Below are 15,376 nucleotides of genomic sequence, written 5' to 3'. Positions count from 1 at the left end.
GATCGTGAGGGACTCTGCGAGCATCCGTGCCGTGCTTCGGCCGTGACGCGCGGAAGGATGGCGACAGATGACCGATGTCCGCATCAGCTCGGCCGTCATGACCCATCCGCGCAGACTGCCCCGTGCCCGTGAGCTGGCTGCCGAGCTGGGCCTGGACTCGGTGGTTGTCGACCCGGACCCCGACGGGCCGCCCTCGGCATTGCGCACGGCACTCGCCGCATGGGCGGCGGTGACTCCCGGAGCGACGCACCATCTGGTGCTCCAGGACGATGTGGCGGCTCCTGCCTTCCTGCGCGACCTGGTCCGGTGCTCCGTGCGGCGCCACCCGGCCGACGCCCTCGCCTTCTACGCCGCTTGGAACACCCGGAACGGAGCAGCCGTACGGCTCGCCGCCCTGGTGGGTGCCGGCTGGGTCCGCGGTGTACCCGAGGAGTTCACCCCCACCCAGGCCGTCTGCCTGCCCGTCGCCATGGCCGAGGAGTTCCGCCGGTACGCCCGCGGGAGCACGGACCGGCACGACGACGAGGTGCTGTCGGCGTATCTGCGGCACACCGGCCGGATGAGCCTGATCGCCGTGCCCCATCCCGTGGAGCACATCGACACGGACAGCATCGCCGGCTTCGAGTGGCACGGAGTGCGCCGCTCGGCATGCCCGTTACGGGAGCCGGGTATCGCGGCGGCGCTGGAGACGGGCCGGGTGCTGGAGCGGCCCGGCGGTTTGCCGTACATGCGCCGGGGAGAGGGCCACGCCCGGGTGGAGGGGCCGGACGGTGTCATCGGCACACGCGGCCACGCCCACTGGACGGTGGCCCTGCCCTACCTGGGCTGTTCCGAGGAACAGGTGCACCGGCTGGTGCGCGACGGCCGGCCCGCGGATCTCGCCGCCGCCGTGGGCCGGGACTTCGGCCACCACTTCGCCGACGAGTTGTGGATCCACTGCCTGCTGCTCGGTCTCCAGGCGGCCCGGCTGACCCGCTGCTCGCCGGAGCAGCGCCGGCACCCCGCGGCGGACCGGCTGGACCGGCGGATCCGGGCTGCCGCGGTGGCCACGCTGGGGGTCTCCAGCCTGCCGCCCGAGGCCCGGCAGTCGGTCCGCCCCGACCAGGCCGCGTTGCTCAAGACCTATGTCCGAAGCGGTCTCCGGTGCGGCCGCGGATGGCTCGACGGGGCATCACCTCTGGTGCCCAGACAGGGAGGCGAGGCGCACGATGCCTGACGTGAGCGTGATCATCCCGCTCTACGGCGATCACCACGGCCGTCGGTTCCTGCCGGTGGTCACCGCGGCCTGGCTGGCCCAGGACATGCCGTGCGAGGTGGTGGTGGCGACGGCCGGTGACATCCCGCTGAGCGTGGCGGAGGACCTGGACGCCGACCGCCGGGTCCGCGTGGTGCGGGCCCCCGACGAAGCCAGAGCGCCGGGGCTGCTCCGCAACGCCGGTGCCGCACAGGCCCGTTCACCACTGCTGTACCTCTCCGATGCCGATCTGGCGCCGCTCGGGCGCGACTATCTGACCCGGGCCGTCGGCCTCGCCCGCGGACGGGTGCTCGGGCAGCCGTGGATGCACCGTCTGCTCGGCGGGCCGCAGGCGCTGGCCGGGCAGCCGGCGGTGGACCAGCAGGTCGACCCGGCGTCGGCCCCGGTCATGACCGGGGAGAGGCCGTTCTGCTTCGTACGGTCCGGAGCGGGCAGCCGCCTGCGCCCGTACCCGGACGAGCGGCTCCACTGGCAGCCGCCCGGTGACAGCGCACTGGGGATCGTCACCCCGGTGATCTGGCCGCCCGCCGCGGCCATCGACCCGGAGCTCAGCGAGCGCCTCCAGTGGCGGACCCCGTTCCACTGGGGCAGCCTGCTGCTGGCGCGCACGCTCTTCGAGCAGGTGGGCGGCTACTGCGGCGCGTACTACGGCTGGGGTGCGGAGGACGACGACCTGCTGGTGAAGGTGTCCTCCGTCACCCCGACCGTCCGGGCCTGGCAGCTGGACCGGTCCCTGAGCTGCCTGCATTTCGAGCACCCCGCCCGGTACTTCGGTACGCCGGAGCAGTCGGCGAACCACACCCTGCACAGCGCACGGCTCGCGGCGGGACCCACCGCGATGATCGCGCAGGACCGCGCGGCCGCCGACGGCGGTCCGGGGTCCCTCAGTCCGGGTGAGCCATCATCCGCCTGACGGTCCCGGCCGCGGCGGCCAGCCGCACGGCCTCATCGGGCGGCCATGAACAGTTCAGCTGGAACAGGGCGTAGTAGGCGACCGCATGCCGCCACCAGGACCGGCCGGAGATCCGCAACGCACGCTCGGCGAGCCGGCCGACCGTATCCGGGGCGGGCAGCCACCCGCCGAGCCGACGCAGACGCTCGAAGTGGAAGGCGAGCGAGACGAGATCAACGGCGCGGTCACCGACCGTGAGCTGGTCCATGTCGACGATTCCGGTCAGCCGGTCCCCGTCCACGAGTACGTTGGGGAAGCCGAGATCGAAGTGCACCAGGTCGCGCCGGGGCTCGGGCGGTGGCACCGCCCGAGCCCACGCGCCCAGTTCGGTGCAGAGTTCGGCGATCTCCTCTCCGCTGTGCCGCGCGGCCTGCCACCAGCCCAGGCTGTCGTGGTGGACCACGCCGGTCAGCAGGGCCGCGCCGTCCGAGGCGGTGGCCGGAGCCGCCCCGGTCACGGCTCCGGCCTGGAGTTCGACGGCGGCCAGCACCTCCTCCAGCAGGGACGAGTTCAGCCCGTGCCAGGCGGGTTCCCCGGACAGCTGCTCCTGGATGACCACATACCCTCCCTCAGCCACCCCTGGGAGGTGCCCCCTCGGCACAGGGCCGTGTGCGATCGTCCGCGCGGTGGGGTAGCCCCGGCGGCGCAGCGTCTCGGCGTAGTCGAGCACATGAGGCTGCGGTCCTTCGTCCGCGCCGAACCACTTGAGCATCACCGGCTGCGCGTCCGTGGTCGTCGCGAAGAAGGTCCGGCCCCGGCCATCGGGTGTGACGGAGAAGCGCGTCAGGCGCAGGCCGAGCGCATCGCCGAGGCGCTCGGCCTGAGAGAGTGTGATCAACGGTTTCCCCTGGTCAGGCTGTCAGGACCGGCTCACCACATACGGTGGCATGACCAGCTGGTCGATGTCCTGCGACGCGGTCAGCAGCCCGACGGCCTGATCGGGATTCAGCACCATGGGCTCGCCCTTGGTGTTGAGCGAGGTGTTGATGACCGCGGGCAGCCCCGAGTCCTCGCCCACCGCGGCGAGCAGCGGACCGAAGCCGCTGTCGCCGTCCGGCACGTACTGCCCCCGGGTGGTGCGGTCGACGTGGACGCCGGCGACCGCCTGCGGAGCCTCGGCCTCGCCGACCCGGTGCATGCACAGCATGTAGTCGCTCAGGCCGCTCACCGGCGGCTCCATGCCGAGGCCGCGGAAGCCGTCCGCCGTGAGCGAGAGCGCGGCCGGGCGCCATGCCTCCCGGCCCTTGACCCTGTTCAGCCGGTCCAGCGCGGACCTCTCCCTGGGCGATGCCAGCAGGCTGCGTGCGCCCAGCGCCCGCGGCCCGAACTCGCTGCGGCCGTCGAACCAGGCCACGACCTCGCCGCGGCTCAGGGACTCCGCCGTGTGCTTGCGCAGCTGCTCAGGGTCCAGCGCGCGGGCCGTAACGCCCTGCTGGGCCAACGAATCCTCGATCATCCGGGTGGAGACCGGCGGCCCGAAGAAGATCGGCGGTGGTTCTTCGGCGGACAGCGGCCGGGGTGCCTTGCCGAGCAGTGCCTCGGCGAGCATCGCCGCGCCGAACACCGTCCCGCCGTCGTTGGGCGCGACGGTGCCGGAGACCTGGGCGTACCCGCTCTCCAGGGCGATCCGCCGGTTCATATGGGCGTTCAGCGCGACGCCACCCGAGAGCAGCAGGGTGTCCTCGCCGGAGAGCCGGCGGAGCCGCTGGGTGATCGCCAACCCCAGCTCTTCCACGGTGGCCTGCACATCGGCGGCGAACGGGGCGTAGTCGAAGGCGTTCGCCGACGACGGTGTGAAGGGGAAGACGCTGGTCTCATAGGTTTCCAACCACTGGCTGCCGAGCCGGTTCCAGTCCCGTGCGGTGGCCAGTGAGCCGCGCAGCCTCCGGTCGAGCCGGAAGGAAGCGTCCTGGGCGTCGAACGTCATGAACCGCAGGTCACTCGTCCGCCCGTACGAGCTGAGCCCCATCAGCTTGCCCGCGCCCCACCAGCCGAGCCGGGCGTAGGCCGAGGCGGCGCCGTACATCATCCCCAGCGACCAGCACTTGTCGTAACGCTCCAGCAGGCGGAACCGGCCGTTGTCGACGTGGAAGAGGGAGGTCGAGCCGTCGCCTCCCCACCCGTCGGCCACCAGGACGTCCGCCGTCGGGTACGGGTTGAGGTAGTACGCCTGCGCGGCGTGGCACAGGTGGTGGTCGAAGAAGATGATGTCCTGGGTGCCGAGCTCGTCGGCCAGGGTCGGCAGAATGGTGGCCGTTAACCGGTCGCTGACGTGTACCCCGCAGGGGATGTCGCTCTCCGGCGTCAACGCGCCGTCGGGGGCGTCCGCCCACGCGTAGCCGATGGCCTCGACCTCGGACGGGTGCACTCCGTGCGCGTCGAGCAGAGCCCGTACCGCATCCTCCGGGCCCTCGCCCGGGGCATGGCGGCGCCGGCTGATGCGTTCCTGCTCCAGCGCGCCGACCACCTTGCCGTCGATCACGAGACAGGCTGCCGCATCGTGGCACAGCGGGACGTCGGGCCGCCCTACCAGGCCGAGAACGATCATGGCACCTCCAAGAAGTCCGTGGAACTGGCGAACTGTGCGGAACGGAGCGGACAGCTGCTGTGGCCGGTCACCGTGCAGGGTGTGCAGGGGTGGATCCCCGTGGCCGGTCATCCGGCCGTGGCCGAACTCCCGTAAGACCAGGGCGAGTTCCTTGCTGCGTGCGCGGTGAAGGAGTTCGCCGTCCCGGAGTGGTCGCTGCCCGCAGTGCGTACGGCTTTCCGGACGGACGGGGTCACGCAGGCTCCTTGATCGTCGGATGGTTCCGAGCGCCTCTGCCAGTCCCTCGCCGGGCGAAGTCTTCGTATCACTGGCAGTAGTGGAGTGGTACCGATGTTGTCTCCCACCGGTGGTGCAGGGTGAAACATGGCGTTCTGGCGGCCGGTGCGGCGGCCGCGTCATTCAGTCACCAGCGAGCAATCGATCAACGGTGACGAGTTCATAGCCATCCTGGACCAGCGCTTCGATGACGCGAGGCAGCGCCGCCACGGTCTGCGAACGGTCGCCTGGTCCGTCGTGCATGAGGATCACGGAGCCGCTGGTGACTCCGGCGATTGCGTTGTCCACGATGGCCGGTATGCCAGGCGCCGCCCAGTCGCCCGAATCCCGGTCCCAGAGCACCGTGGTCATCCCTTGGTCCGCGAACCAGCCCAGGGTTTCAGGGGTTCTCGCCCCGTAGGGCGGCCGGGCACAGCGCGGAACGGCCCCGGTCACGGCCGCGATCGACCTGTTCGTCGACTCCAGTTGGAAAAGGAGTTCATCGCGTGCCAGGTCGGGCACATAGGGGTGTGACCAGGTGTGGTTGCCGACGGAGTGCCCGGCTTCCGCGATCCGCGCAACCGAGGCGGGGTCGGCATGCGCATGCAGCCCGACACAGAAGAAGGTCGCGGGCACGCCGTAGTCCCGCAAGACGTCGAGAACGCGGTCCGTGTACGGCTGGGCGGGTCCGTCGTCGAAGGTCAGAGCGACCCTGCGAGCGGCGCCGGGGCCACGTGTCACCAACAGACCTCGACCGGCAAGCGCGGCTTCGGCCGAAGAACTTGCCGCAATTACCCTGCGCAGTTCGCCTTCGCGTCCTGTGAGTGCGCCGGCGCTGTCATCGGTCTCGGTCAAGCATCCACGCGCCACCGCCCCGCAGCGTGCCAGTTCCAGGGCTGGAACGAAGCCGTCGTCCGGGCGCGGCGGAACGTTCCATGGGTCGGCCCGCAGGACACACAGGCCGGCGTTGCGCAGCGGCCCATCGAGGAGCCCGTTCGTACTGTCCACCACGACCGCGACATCGGCGCCACACGTTTCGGCAAGGTACCGAACAATTCCCTGCACGTCATTGGCCCGGAATTCCACCGGAGGCACACGGCATCCGTCGTCGTGCACGCAGGCGAGTTCGTAGCCCTCGGTATTCCAGGTGATTCCGGCAGACCACATGGCGCCCACCTCTCATGGGCCTATTTTTCCCATGTTAGAGGACGGTTCGTGAGCTGATATCTGTTTTCCGGTGAGGTCGGGCCAGGGATGCTGGTCCGTCGGGCGAGGCCGACCGGGCCGGGAGGCGGTCAGCGGGAGTAGTGCGGGTCCTCCGGGTGTGCGCAAGAGAATCGATGAGCTTGGTGAAGCCCAGGGCCCGAGGTACGGTCGTCGGCGTCGTACGTTTTCTTGGTGACGTGGTCCCAGCCGCCTGCGGTGTGGCTCATGGACCGAGTTGCTGCCAGGCGGCGCCGTACGCGCCGGGGGCGACGACACCGGGGGCGGTGCGGGCCTCGCTGAACTGGGCAGTTGCCTCCGCCGAGTTCTCCGCCTCGTCCGAGCCGTCGTCGATGCCGGTGGAGCCTCATGCGTTCTCCTCCCTACGGCGAGCACGGGGCCGACTCGGCCGTTGACGCAGATCCTGGCGTGGGCGCGTCAACGGCGGGAAGAGTGGGGAGCGTTTCGACTTCGGATTGCCACCACATGACGGGGTGACAAGTACCCTCAACGGCACGTGGGTTGGCGGCTGGCTTCGCGGTCGTGACCGGCCCGTCGGTGGCGCCGGCAGGGTTCGGCCTGGACTCAGCCGGCGTGAGATGGGCACGGCGAGCGGTGTCGCCGTCACCTCGTAGGCGAAGCGCACAGAGGGGTCGGCGTCGGTGACGCGGCAGTGGGCGGCCCACCGGCGGGGCCACCGCGAGAGCCATGGCTCAGGCGGCAGCCCACGGTGGGTTCCGGTCCTCAGGTGATCAGTCCCGCAGCTGCTCCGGGTCGGCCGCCAGGATGTGGCGGACCTGGTCGAGCAGTGCGCTCGCGTCGGGCTCGGGCGCGCCCTCGTCGACACCGCTGCCGCGGAGCGCGTCGGCGATTTCCTTGAACTGGACGTCCCAGTCGTTCTGGTAGACCTGTTCGTGTTCCTCGGCGCCGTGCGACTGGCGGAGGCCGACGGTGAGGTCGACCAGCTTGCCGATCAGCGCGGTCATGGCGAACGAGAACAGCCCGATGACCAGCACGGCTACCAGCTGCTTGCCGAGCAGGTCCCAGCCGCCGCCGTAGAACAGGCCCTTCTTGCCGGTCATCGTTCCGGTTGCCGCGAGGCCGACCATCACCATGCCGAACAGCCCGCCCCAGCCGTGGATGCCGACCACGTCCAGGGTGTCGTCGACTCCGAAGCGGTACTTCCAACTGATCGCGAAGGCGCAGGTCAGACCGGCCAGGAAACCGATCGCGACGGCCCAGAACGGGGTGACGTCGCCGGCGGCCGGAGTCATTGCGACCATGCCGGTGACGGCGCCCATGCTGATGTCCAGCAGACCGACCTGGCGGGTGCGCCAGTAGCTGGTCACCGCCCAGCCCGCCATGGCGGCACCGGCGGCGAACTGGGTGTTGACGAAGCCCATCGCCGCCGCGCCCGGCACGCCGAGGGAGGAGCCGGTGTTGAAGCCGAACCAGCCGAACCACAGCAGGGACAGGCCGATGACGACCAGCGGAAGGTTGTGCGGGCGGATCGGCTCGCGCTCGAAGTCCTCGCGCCGCCCGGCGACCGCGGCCAGTGCCAGGCCGGCCGCGCCGGAGGCGAGTTCGACCACCGTACCGCCGGAGAAGTCGACGGCGCCGAGCTGCTGGGACACCCATCCGTCCGGCGCGAAGACCCAGTGCGCCATCGGGACGTAGACGAGCAGGGTCCAGGCGCAGGCGAAGACCAGCCAGCCCTTCATCTTGGCCCGTCCCGCCACCGAGCCGCTGATCAGCGCGACCGTCACGATGGCGAAGGACATGTGGAAGACCGAGAAGGTCACGGTGGGGATGTCGCCGGTGCGGCTCTCCAGGCCCATGCCGGACATGAAGACGTGGTCGAGGCCGCCGATCAGCCCGAGCCCGCCGGCGTCCTTGCCGAAGGCAAGGGTGTAGCCGAACGCGAACCAGATGATGCTGACCAGCACCACACAGCCGAAGCACATCTTGAGCATGGCGATGACCTGGCCGGTCTTCACCATGCCGCCGTAGAAGAAGGCCAGTCCCGGGGCCATGAGCAGCACCATGGCCGCGGCCATGAGCAGCCAGGAGGAGTTGCCGGTGTCGAAGATGTGGGACATGTCAGTTCCTCGATTCGACGGACTGAGGGTGAGCAGACGTCACTTCTCCTGCTCCCGTCGCTGGAGGACCTCCCGCAGTTCGGCCAGCAGCTCGGCGTCGGCGCTGCCGGAACCGACCTCCGCGCCACCGGTGCCCACGGCGACCGGGACCCGTGCCTGCACCAGCCGCCGGCGGATCTCGGCGATGGTCTCGTCGTCGTACGCCTGCTCCTCCTCCGCACCGGGGACATGCTCGTAGACCTCGGCGGCCCGGAAGCCGACCGTCCTCTCGATGGCCTGGGCGATCAGCCAGGTCACGCCGAAGGAGAAGGCCGCGCACACCACCACGCCGACGGCCTGGCGCCACAGCAGGTCGATGCCACCGCCGTAGAACAGGCCCTTCTTGCCGCTCATCTGGAAGGTGGCGAACAGGCCGATACCCAGGACACCGACGATGCCGCCCCAGCCGTGCACGCCCACCACGTCCAGGGTGTCGTCGTAGCGCAGCTTGTACTTGAGGTTGATCGCGAAGGCGCAGACCACGCCCGCGACAAAGCCGATCACCAGGGCGCCGATCGGGGAGACCTCACCACAGGCCGGGGTGATGGCGACCATGCCCGCGACGGCCGCCGACGCCACACCGAGCATCTCGACGTGCCCGAGCCGCCACTTCTCGATCAGCGGCCAGCCGACCATCGCGCCGCACGCGGCGAGCTGGGTGTTGAGGAAGGCCATCGGTGCGCTGCCACCGGCTTGCAGCGCGGAGCCGGCGTTGAAGCCGAACCAGCCGAACCACAGCAGCGCGAGACCGACCACGACCAGGGGCAGGTTGTGCGGCCGGATGGTCTCCCGCTCGAAGTCCTTGCGCTTGCGGACCACGATCGCCACGGCGAGGCCGGCCGCACCGGAGTTGATCTCCACCGGCATACCGCCGGCGAAGTCCAGAGCGCCGAGGTGGGCGGTGACCCAGCCGCCGGGCGCGAACACCCAGTGCGCCATCGGCACATAGACGAAGAGGGTCCACGCCACGACGAACCACAGCCAGCCGCGCATCGTCGCGCGACCGGCGATGGACCCGCTGATCAGGGCCACGGTGATGATGGCGAAGGCCATCTGGAAGGCGGAGAAGATGACGGTGGGGATGGAGCCGTTCAGGCTGGTCATCCCGATGTCGTGCATCATCCAGTGGGCAGGGGAGCCGATCAGGCCCCAGCCGCCGATGTCCTTGCCGAAGGCCAGGCTGTAGCCGATGGCCAGCCACAGCAGGGTGACCAGGGCCAGGCAGACGAAGCTCATCTTGAGCATGACCAGCACGTGCTTGGTCTTGACCATGCCGCCGTAGAAGAAGGCAAGGCCGGGCGTCATCAGCAGCACCATGGCGGTACTCGCCATCAGCCATGCGGTGTTGCCCGTATCGAGAGTGGTAGGCATGCGAGTCTTTCCGGGTAGGGGCGCCGTGCTTGATCGTCGCGGCGTCGGTCGGGCAAGGGGTGGGGTGAAGGGGGCGGGGTGGGTGTGTGTCCGGACGTGTGCGTCAGGACGTGCGCATCAGGACGTGCGCATCAGGACGTGAGCGTCAGAACGTGCGCGTTAGAACGTGCGCATCACCAGGTCCGGTACGCCGATCAGGAACCGGCGTACGGCATCAGGCGCCGGGAGACGGCCGCGGTAACCGTGGGGGAGGCGGTGCCAGGACGCGGAGCCAGGCCCTGGAGACCTCGGGCAGCACGGTCTCCCCGGCCAGGGCGAAAGCGGCGGGCTCCGGAGGCCCCAGGCGGGATCCGGGAGCCGGTCTCATCTCTCAGGCGCCGATCGGGCGGGCACGGCGCCGGCGGGCGGGACCGGCGACCACGTGGACGCGGAGCCTGTTGATCTCCAGTGGAGCGAGATTCATGGAGGCGCTCCTTCTGCGGGCGCGGGGGCCGGGGCGCCCGCGCGGTGGGGCCTGTGGCACCCATGAGAATCTATTCCGTAATGCGGAAATCTAGTTCCGTTCGATCGAGATGCAACGTAAGGGTGACCGGAGGGTTCGTCAACGCATGACGGAAGGGCTTGGCTTTTCTTTGTCTGTGGCCGCGGGTGAAAGTGGGCTGATGAGCGGCCAATTATCGGAAATCAGCAGCTATCGCATGGTGTGTGGCGATTGGAGTCGGTTTGTCGTGGACCTGTGCGGACCTGCGTGACCCCGGCGGTTCACGACCGTGCAGGGCGTCGCCGACAGCTCCCACCGGGGCGACGCTCACGTCCTACCGGGCATCGGGGCTCCCGGCCGCACGGCACCGCGTGCCGGGGTGAGGAGCCCCGACACATCTCCTTCACAACATCTCACCCATCTCTTATCGGTTGTTTACCAGTTCAAGGGCACACTGCACGGCACGATGCCGCCGCGACGGGCGTCTCAGGAGGTGTCATCACTGGCACCTCGACAAGTTCGCAAGCACTAGACAATGGATGGCGCGTGGCCGAAGTAACGCTCTTCCTCCGGGAATATGCGAAGACCCGTCAGGACGTGGGCGCTATCGCCCCGAGCAGTGCCCGGCTCTGTAGAGCCCTCACCCGCTACATGATCCCGAATCCCGGCCGCAGCCGCGCGGTACTTGAAGTAGGGCCCGGCACCGGAGCGGTGACCCGCTACATCACCGACTCACTGGGCCGACTGGACACCGTGGATCTGATCGAGGCCAACCCGCGCTTCGCCGACCTGTTGCGACAGACCTACGCAGACGATCCGAGACTGCGCATCCGCACGGGCCTGATCCAGGAACAAGAACTCGGCTCCTACGACACCATCGTGTGCGGCCTGCCGTTCGCCAACTTCGACGCCCGCACGACCGAGGAGATCTTCGACCGGCTCCTCGGGTCCCTGCGGCCCGGCGGCACGATGTCCTTCTTCGGATACGTGGGCGGCGAGACCATACGCCGGGCATTCGCCGACGGAGTCGACCGCGAGCGCACCCTCGCCGGGCTCGGCGCACTGCGCCGCATCCTGCGCCGGCACACCTTCCGTACGGAGACGGTGCTGGGGAACCTGCCGCCGGCCCGGGTCCACCATCTGGCGCCGGTCAGCCCACCGGCTCATTCCGAGCCGGTGCCCACCTGCGACTGCCGCAACACGTCTCCCTGAACATTCCGCCCAGCAGCGCAACCAAAGCACGGCGACATCGCCCCACACAGCCCCGAGCACCGCGCCCTCGACGTGCCGCCGGTGCGAGGGGCATGTGTGAGAGCACCCGGTTGTGCACCGGCTCCGCCACCGTCCCGAAGTGTCGCCACAGTGGAGGTGCCGGCTGCTGCCGGCCGTCAGGACCGGCGAACAGATCTGGGGTCTGCTCGACGTCCTTCCCGACACCTTCGACAAGCTTCCGGAGACGCCGGGCTCAACGCGGCTGACCTTCAGCAGGCCCGGGGTGACTATCCGGCGCCACCAGGCTGGCCGACCGACATCCCCGGGCTGGAAATCGCCGGTGAGGTCGAGCAGGTCGGAGCGGCGTCACGGGAGTGAGCGTCGGTGACCGGGTCATGGCCCTCGTGGGTGGGGGTGGCCATGCAGAGACGATCGTGGTGCCCGCTGACGTGCTGCTTCCCATACCCGCGGGGTTGTCATGGCACGAGGCAGCAGCAGGTTTCCCGGAGGCGTTCAGCACCGCCTGGGACGCGCTGGTCGTCCAAGCGGGGGTCCGTGCAGGAGATCGGGTGCTGGTCACCGGAGCTGCCGGCGGGGTCGGTACGGCCATGGTGCAGGTGGCCGCCGCATCCGGCGCCCATGTCGTGGCAAGTGTGCGCCGGACCGAACTGCATGGTCGAGTGAAGGAACTTGCACCCGCTGGCAGCACCGTAGAGGCGGTGGTCCCTGGTCAGGAGGGCGGACGGGCGCCGTACGACGTCGTCGTCGAGCTGGTCGGCGGCGAGGAGTGCCTGCGGCGGGTTGAACTGCTGCGTGCCCGGGGGAAGATCCTCGTTGTGGGGGTCCAGGGCGGGACGATGGCTCCCTTGCGCATGTTCGACCTGATGCTTGCGCGCGCCCAGCTGATCGGCACCACCATTCGAGGCCGCACCCAGGCGGAGAAGACGCTCCTCGCGGCCACGGTGCGCACCAGCGTCGTCCCGCTGCTGGCCGAGCGCCGGCTGCGGGTACCCGTCGACTCGGCTTTCCCGCTGGACAGTTACTCCGACGCCTACGCCCGGCTGGCCGGGCCGGGGAAGTTCGGCAAGGTCGTCATGCAGTTCTGACGGCGGCCCGTTCGCCGGTGCTGTCGAACGCCGCGCTGTTGTCAGACCGTCGGCCCCCGCAGTGCCTTCTCGTGCTGCATACGCGTGAGGTGGCGTACGAAGAATATGGCCAGTACGGCGGCCGCGATGTTGAAGATATCGCTTGCCATGAGCCCGGCCAGGGCCCCCTTGATCTCTTCCGGGCTCTCGGCCTTCGCATAGCGCTGGGCGGCGAGGCGTCCGAAGCCGAGGTCCACGATCCACAGCGCCCACCACCAGTTGAGCAACGCCGTGGACCGGGAGTTCTGGTCGGCGCCGGCGGTCCAGATGTCGAGGGCGATCCGTCGCGGAAACCACAGGTTGACCACCGGCACGAACCAGCCCCAGATCGCCCAGCCGCGCTTCTTCGATTGGTGATCGGGGGCGAAGACCTCGGCGTTGACGCGGGTTCGGTGGAACCAGACGATGAAGACCACGGCGGTCGCGAGGGTAGCCGCGGCCTGGAGGATCCCAGACGTCTGGTACAGGTGGTCCGCTTCGTTGATCTCCCGCGAGGTGACGGAGCCGACGTCGTCGATGAGTCTGCCGACCAGCCGGTACGAGTGGTTCCCCTGCCACAGCGCGAACAGGTCGGTGACGATGACGAGGCGGAGCAGGATGACCACGGCCTTCGAGAGCCCGACCGGCGAGCGGAGGACGGCCTGCGGGCCGGGTGGAGCGGACCAGCTGGGCGACGGCGGCGGTGGCGGTGGGGCAACGGGCATGTGGGACATGCGGAATCTCCCAAGGGTCCTGGATCTGGCTGGTGCTGGTACTGGTGCTGGAGTTGGAGTAGCGGGTGCCTGGTCGTTTGTTCTGTTCTATGGACTGACGAGGATGCGTTCGGGGCCCATTGACGCTGTGGTGCTGTCGGGGCGCAGGGTGAGTTTGCCTCCGGTCCACAGGGTGACGATGTCGTCCTGGCGGTCGGGGCCGCCGAAGGCGCCGACGGTGGCCAGGGTGGCCTTGCGCCATGGTGAGTTGTGGGGCCGGAGGCGGTGTTCCTTTCGCCGCTTGCCGATTCCGTTGCGGGCGAGGTCCTCGTAGGCGGTGACTTCGCCGTCGACCCAGCGGACAAAGAGGTCCTGGTCGCCCGTCGTCGAACGGAAGTTGCCTGCGGCGAGGTCCCGGGCGTAGGGCCACGTGCGGTCGGGTGGTGGCATGAGCTGTCGCTCGCCGTGCATGCCCTTGGCGTCGACATTGGGGTAGAGCGTCACTTCACCGTCGGTCCAGACCACGGCGAGGTCATCGCTGCGGGTGTTGCCCCCGCCGAAACGGCCGGCGGTCATCGCGACGGCGTGGGTCCAGGTGCCGTTGGGGCCCCGCAGGTCGACTTTGTTCTTCAGCTTGTTGGTTTCGTTGACGTTCTTGTAGAGCGTCACTCGGCCGTTGGCCCAGCGGACGAGGAGGTCGTAGCTGCCGTTGCCGGTGAAGTCGCCGGCGGTGATCTGCCGTGCCTGCTTCCAGGTCTTGTCCTTGACGAGCCGGATGTCCTTGCCGAAGCCGTACCTGCCGTTGCCGGGGTAGAGGGAGACCTCGCCGTCGGACCAGCGCACGATCAGGTCGCTGGTGTGGTTGCGTACGGAGGCGGTGTGGAAGCGGCCGGTGGTCATGCCTCTGGCGTGCGACCAGGTGCCGGAGGTGCCCATGGAGGCGCCGGAGCCGGTGTCCGCGGGTGCGTCGCTGACGGCCTGGTGGTAGAGGCGGAAGACGTCGTCGTCGAACTGTGAGGTGTAGGAGGTGTGGTCGTAGGCACCGCCGGTCTTGTAGCCGCCGATGACGCCGACCAGGTTGCCGCGGGTGCCGTCGAAGTTCTCCAGGAACGGTCCGCCGCTGACGCCGGCCCGGAAGCCGTCGCACTTGATTTCCATGAACCGGCCCTGGAAGGCGGTGGTGTTGTTGGTGCACCGCAGCGGGGTCTTCTGGCCGCCGGGGTATCCGACGACGGTGATGCCCGGGCGTGCGAGGTCGGCGGAGTTCACCTTGGTGAGGGTGTTGCCGCGGCCGGTGGCGTCCTCCAGGAGTTGTCCCTGCGCGTTGGGGCCGACGCGCAGGAACGCGACGTCGACGTCATCGTCGGGCGTCGACCGCAGATAGCGGCCGTCGATCCAGATCTTGCCGGGCTTGACGGGGAAGATCCCGTACGGGGTCTCGCCCGCCTGGCCGGCCGCCGAGCCACCGGCACGGTAGCCGGGAACGAAGGCGATGTTACGACCGGAGGCCCTCTTGAGGCAGTGCGCTGCCGTGACGGCGAGACTCTTGGTCGGTGAGGCCACCGAGGCGGCGGTGCAGAACTGGTTCGGGGTCGCTTCGTCCTTGTCATTGCGGATCAGGAAGACCCCGACGGTGGCCATACCCTCGTCGACGGTGTGGCTGGGCTCCTGGAGAGAGCGCTTCTGCCTGCCGCCGGGTGGCCTGGGCGCGCTCCGTCGGCCGTCCTCCGGGCTGCGCTGGACGCTGTCCGTGCCGTCAACGGGGACTGCGGTGCGGATGCGTTCCGGGGTCCAGTAGCGCTCGGCCTCCCTGGCCTCTCGGACCTCTTCCGGTGTGGCGGCCTTCGAGGGCCTCGGTGGGCTGCCGGGAGCCGGGGCGGCCGACGCGGGGGCGGTGAAGGGGATTGCGGCGCACAGGCCCAGGGCCGCGGCGCGCACCCAAGCTATTCGTCTCATGTGTCTCGTTCGTCTCATGAAGCTCTTGTTGACGGGGACGGGTTGGCAGCAGGAAGGGGTACCTACGAGGTCGGTCGGGGCGTGGCCCCCGGTCCGGGAAAGGCCCGGCCGACCGTGCCGGTCGGCCGGACCTGACGACTCCGGACCTGACGACTCCGGACCTGACGA

Annotated in this window: 12 protein-coding genes and 1 pseudogene; 6 read left to right on the top strand and 7 right to left on the bottom strand. The window is 69.5% G+C overall.

The features are described from left to right. Window positions 1–67 precede the first annotated feature (67 nt). Window positions 68–1,216, top strand: a complete 1,149-nt coding sequence (locus tag SNA_RS44820) for a hypothetical protein (protein ID WP_052808992.1) — start codon at window positions 68–70, stop codon at window positions 1,214–1,216. A gap of 1 nt (window position 1,217) precedes the next feature. Next, the gene (locus tag SNA_RS26240; protein WP_044367006.1) at window positions 1,218–2,168 is read left to right on the top strand and encodes a glycosyltransferase family A protein; all 951 of its coding nucleotides are present in this window, start codon (window positions 1,218–1,220) and stop codon (window positions 2,166–2,168) included. Here the strand turns inward: SNA_RS26240 and SNA_RS26235 are convergent. Together SNA_RS26235 and SNA_RS26230 are read right to left on the bottom strand one after the other, a co-directional pair. Continuing rightward, window positions 2,140–3,045: a phosphotransferase family protein gene (locus SNA_RS26235; RefSeq protein ID WP_030066022.1), complete on the bottom strand. Its 906-nt coding sequence runs from the start codon at window positions 3,043–3,045 to the stop codon at window positions 2,140–2,142. The two genes, SNA_RS26240 and SNA_RS26235, sit on opposite strands and share 29 nt — an antisense overlap. Window positions 3,046–3,066: 21 nt before the next feature. Further along, on the bottom strand, window positions 3,067–4,689 hold the full coding sequence (locus SNA_RS26230; protein WP_044367004.1) for a carbamoyltransferase C-terminal domain-containing protein: 1,623 nt from the start codon (window positions 4,687–4,689) through the stop codon (window positions 3,067–3,069). A gap of 18 nt (window positions 4,690–4,707) precedes the next feature. On the opposite strand from SNA_RS26230, the gene SNA_RS43410 reads away from it, so the two are divergent. Next, complete coding sequence (locus SNA_RS43410) at window positions 4,708–4,890, top strand: hypothetical protein (protein ID WP_030066024.1); 183 nt, start codon at window positions 4,708–4,710, stop codon at window positions 4,888–4,890. A gap of 264 nt (window positions 4,891–5,154) precedes the next feature. On the opposite strand, the gene SNA_RS26220 is transcribed toward SNA_RS43410, so the two are convergent. The 3 genes from SNA_RS26220 to SNA_RS26210 form a co-directional block, all read right to left on the bottom strand. After that, window positions 5,155–6,177 carry a polysaccharide deacetylase family protein gene (locus SNA_RS26220; RefSeq protein WP_030066025.1) on the bottom strand — a complete coding sequence of 341 codons (1,023 nt, stop codon included), beginning with the start codon at window positions 6,175–6,177 and terminating at the stop codon, window positions 5,155–5,157. A gap of 788 nt (window positions 6,178–6,965) precedes the next feature. Continuing rightward, a complete protein-coding gene (locus SNA_RS26215) occupies window positions 6,966–8,312 on the bottom strand; it encodes an ammonium transporter (RefSeq protein WP_051877297.1) in 1,347 nt (448 codons plus the stop codon). A gap of 39 nt (window positions 8,313–8,351) precedes the next feature. Further along, window positions 8,352–9,722 carry an ammonium transporter gene (locus SNA_RS26210; RefSeq protein ID WP_030066027.1) on the bottom strand — a complete coding sequence of 457 codons (1,371 nt, stop codon included), beginning with the start codon at window positions 9,720–9,722 and terminating at the stop codon, window positions 8,352–8,354. A 1,132-nt stretch (window positions 9,723–10,854) separates the two neighbouring features. Here SNA_RS26210 and SNA_RS26205 point away from each other — a divergent pair. The 3 genes and pseudogenes from SNA_RS26205 to SNA_RS26200 all read left to right on the top strand — a co-directional run bounded on the left by SNA_RS26205 (window position 10,855) and on the right by SNA_RS26200 (window position 12,521). Continuing rightward, window positions 10,855–11,415 (top strand): class I SAM-dependent methyltransferase, encoded by a 561-nt coding sequence (locus tag SNA_RS26205; protein ID WP_078970205.1) that lies wholly within the window; start codon window positions 10,855–10,857, stop codon window positions 11,413–11,415. A gap of 109 nt (window positions 11,416–11,524) precedes the next feature. Beyond that, window positions 11,525–11,803: pseudogene (locus SNA_RS44300) on the top strand (hypothetical protein); the annotation flags it as partial. Window positions 11,804–11,864: 61 nt separating this feature from the next. After that, window positions 11,865–12,521, top strand: a complete 657-nt coding sequence (locus SNA_RS26200; protein WP_241779847.1) for a zinc-binding dehydrogenase — start codon at window positions 11,865–11,867, stop codon at window positions 12,519–12,521. 41 nt (window positions 12,522–12,562) lie between these two features. Here SNA_RS26200 and SNA_RS26195 read toward each other — a convergent pair whose 3' ends face one another. Together SNA_RS26195 and SNA_RS38625 are read right to left on the bottom strand one after the other, a co-directional pair. Next, window positions 12,563–13,273, bottom strand: coding sequence for a DUF4328 domain-containing protein (locus tag SNA_RS26195; protein WP_030066029.1), 711 nt, complete (start codon window positions 13,271–13,273; stop codon window positions 12,563–12,565). A gap of 87 nt (window positions 13,274–13,360) precedes the next feature. Next, window positions 13,361–15,208 carry a trypsin-like serine peptidase gene (locus SNA_RS38625; protein WP_157880096.1) on the bottom strand — a complete coding sequence of 616 codons (1,848 nt, stop codon included), beginning with the start codon at window positions 15,206–15,208 and terminating at the stop codon, window positions 13,361–13,363. Window positions 15,209–15,376: the final 168 nt, after the last annotated feature.

The organism is Streptomyces natalensis ATCC 27448 (assembly GCF_000935125.1).
Classification (GTDB): Bacteria; Actinomycetota; Actinomycetes; order Streptomycetales; family Streptomycetaceae; genus Streptomyces; species Streptomyces natalensis.
Note: the sequence above shows the minus strand (reverse complement) of the source record. Positions and strands in the feature narration are given on the sequence as shown.

Coding starts and splice junctions, on each gene's coding strand:
- SNA_RS44820 (WP_052808992.1), top strand. CDS start 68: ATGACCGATGTCCGCATCAGCTCGGCCGTCATGACCCATCCGCGCAGA.
- SNA_RS26220 (WP_030066025.1), bottom strand. CDS start 6,177: ATGTGGTCTGCCGGAATCACCTGGAATACCGAGGGCTACGAACTCGCC.
- SNA_RS26215 (WP_051877297.1), bottom strand. CDS start 8,312: ATGTCCCACATCTTCGACACCGGCAACTCCTCCTGGCTGCTCATGGCC.
- SNA_RS26210 (WP_030066027.1), bottom strand. CDS start 9,722: ATGCCTACCACTCTCGATACGGGCAACACCGCATGGCTGATGGCGAGT.
- SNA_RS26205 (WP_078970205.1), top strand. CDS start 10,855: ATGATCCCGAATCCCGGCCGCAGCCGCGCGGTACTTGAAGTAGGGCCC.
- SNA_RS26195 (WP_030066029.1), bottom strand. CDS start 13,273: ATGTCCCACATGCCCGTTGCCCCACCGCCACCGCCGCCGTCGCCCAGC.
- SNA_RS38625 (WP_157880096.1), bottom strand. CDS start 15,208: ATGAGACGAATAGCTTGGGTGCGCGCCGCGGCCCTGGGCCTGTGCGCC.